This is a genomic window from Roseicyclus sp. (genome assembly GCF_052168335.1).
Classification (GTDB): domain Bacteria; phylum Pseudomonadota; class Alphaproteobacteria; order Rhodobacterales; family Rhodobacteraceae; genus Roseibacterium.
In genome coordinates this window covers 1-2092 of the sequence record NZ_JBQLZP010000393.1, presented here as the reverse complement: position 1 = coordinate 2092, position 2092 = coordinate 1, and the positions used below count along the sequence as shown (strand labels likewise).

Here is a 2092-nt window from a genome sequence, read left to right as displayed (position 1 = left end):
CGGTCGTTGAACCCGGCGGTTCGCGCCACGAGCAGTGCTCCCTGCGCCGAGATCGGCGCAAGCGACGCCACCGCCGAAGGTGAAGATTTCATGTCCGGCCTGCCGCCGGGCCGCCGATGATCGCCGCCTCCCCGAGGCGCAACGAGACCGGGGGGCCTCGCGCGAGGAGAAATGGGCGGATCGGCCACGCCTGGGGGCTATGCAGCCGATCCGCCCGAGTGCGGTGTCGTCCGGGACAGGCACGAGCACCGAGGCAAGAAAGGGATCGATGGAAAAGGAATTGACGAGGCTAGCCGCGCGGCGTCTTTGCCGCGTAGGTGGCTGCCCCCTCGAGAATGGATTGCGCCAATGTTTCCTGCTCTGAAATCATGTTGACCTGCCGCCAGTATTCCTGCTGCACGAGGGGGTCGAGCAGCTGCACGTAGGGGAGCGTCTCGATCCTCTCGGCGAGGGCGGCGCGCCGACGACGGGCCACCGGCTCGACGCCCTGAACGCAGCCCTCGCGCCGGGCCTCGAGAGCCATCATCCAGGCGCCGAGGACGAGTTCACCCACCTCGTGTTCCGACGCCTTCGCGCTGCGCCGCGCGGCCGCATCCTCGAGCCTCACGACGATGTCTCGTCCGGGCTTGCGGCCGGGGTTCGAGGCGATGCCCGCTCCGGCATCCTTTCGTGTCGTCTTCATGTTGCCTGCTCTCCGTTGTTTTCCGGACAGCTAGCCCCGGTGCCGCCGGAAAATTCGCGCGAAGTGGTGTCACTTTGTAACGGGCGATGTCAGGGGCCCGCCCCGCCTGTCTCCCGTTACACTTTCCCGCGCCGGACGCCCGCGGCGCGCGCTTGCGGGGTCCGGGCGTCGTGTTAGAAGGCCACGTCCTCCTCGAAGGCCGGCGCCCGGATGAAACGCAGCCCCCACATTCTGGTTGTCGATGACGATCGCGAACTGCGCGACCTCGTCGGCAGGGTGCTGGAGCGGGAGGGGTTCCGCATCTCCCGCGCGGAGGATGGAAAGGCCATGCGCCGGACCCTCGAGACGGGGGCCATCGACCTCATCGTGCTCGACCTGATGCTGCCGGGCGAGGACGGGCTGACCCTCTGCCGCGAGCTCCGCGGCGCGCAGGACAAGACGCCCATCATCATGCTGACGGCAAAGGGCGACGACGTCGACCGCATCCTCGGCCTCGAGATGGGCGCCGACGACTACCTCGCGAAACCCTTCAACAGCCGGGAACTCATCGCGCGGATCAGGGCGGTCCTGCGCCGCACGGCCCTGCAGGGGCCCGCCGAGACCTCCGCCGAGGCCCGCATCCTCCGCTTCGAGGGCTGGCGCCTCGACCGGAGCAAGCGCGAGCTGCTCAGTCCCGAGGGCATCGTCGTGTCCCTCAGCAGCGGCGAGTAGGACCTCCTGGTGGCCCTCGCGCTGCGCCCGAACCGGACGCTGACCCGCGACAACCTGCTCGACCTGACGCGCGGCCGCGCCTCCATCGTCTTCGACCGCAGCGTGGACATCCAGATCAGCCGTCTCAGGCGCAAGCTGGGCGAGGACCCGAAGAACCCCTCGATCATCAAGACGGTCTGGGGCGGCGGATACCTGTTCGCCGCAGACGTCACCGAAGGCTGAGCGATGCTCCGCAGCCTCAAGGCGCAGACGGTCGCGGTCATCCTCGTCGGGCTTCTCGTCGCCAACAGCTTCGGCCTGGCGATCTATTTCCGCGACCGGCAGGAAACCCTCGTCCTTCAGGATGCCTACGACATCGTGGAGCGCGCGGCGGGGGTGAGCCGGCTCCTGCGCAACATCCCGGATGCCTGGAACCCCGAGATCGAGGCGGCCTCCGACAGCCGGGCCTTCCGGGTGTGGAGCACGAACGCCCCGGTCTTCTCCAACGCCGATCCGACCGAGGAGGAGCGCGCCCTCACCGTCGACTTCCGGAGCAAGGTTCCGGCGATCCGGGACAACGACATCCGCGTCTGGTTCCGGCAGTCGAACCCCGAGGGCTTCGTTCAGCCCGAGAGCCTCGGCGAGGGACAGGAGGTGGAGGCGTCGGCCACCGCCCTGCGCTGGACGATGGCGATCTCGGTGCATCACGGCGCCGACGAA

The 2092-nt window shown here is 68.6% G+C and carries 4 protein-coding genes; 3 read left to right on the top strand and 1 reads right to left on the bottom strand.

The features are described 5' to 3' along the window. Positions 1–289: 289 nt before the first annotated feature. Positions 290–682 carry a hypothetical protein gene (locus tag ACTS11_RS12050; protein ID WP_442640559.1) on the bottom strand — a complete coding sequence of 131 codons (393 nt, stop codon included), beginning with the start codon at positions 680–682 and terminating at the stop codon, positions 290–292. A 210-nt stretch (positions 683–892) separates the two neighbouring features. On the opposite strand from ACTS11_RS12050, the gene ACTS11_RS12045 reads away from it, so the two are divergent. From ACTS11_RS12045 to ACTS11_RS12035, 3 genes are all read left to right on the top strand, one after another. Next, the gene (locus tag ACTS11_RS12045) at positions 893–1393 is read left to right on the top strand and encodes a response regulator (RefSeq protein ID WP_442640558.1); all 501 of its coding nucleotides are present in this window, start codon (positions 893–895) and stop codon (positions 1391–1393) included. A 9-nt stretch (positions 1394–1402) separates the two neighbouring features. After that, on the top strand, positions 1403–1615 hold the full coding sequence (locus ACTS11_RS12040; RefSeq protein ID WP_442640557.1) for a winged helix-turn-helix domain-containing protein: 213 nt from the start codon (positions 1403–1405) through the stop codon (positions 1613–1615). A 3-nt stretch (positions 1616–1618) separates the two neighbouring features. Then, on the top strand, positions 1619–2092 hold a 474-nt coding region (locus tag ACTS11_RS12035), incomplete at its 3' end, for a hypothetical protein (protein WP_442640556.1).

Excerpts from the sequence above, each read along its gene's own strand:
- ACTS11_RS12050 (WP_442640559.1), bottom strand. The coding sequence starts at position 682 with ATGAAGACGACACGAAAGGATGCCGGAGCGGGCATCGCCTCGAACCCC.
- ACTS11_RS12045 (WP_442640558.1), top strand. The coding sequence starts at position 893 with ATGAAACGCAGCCCCCACATTCTGGTTGTCGATGACGATCGCGAACTG.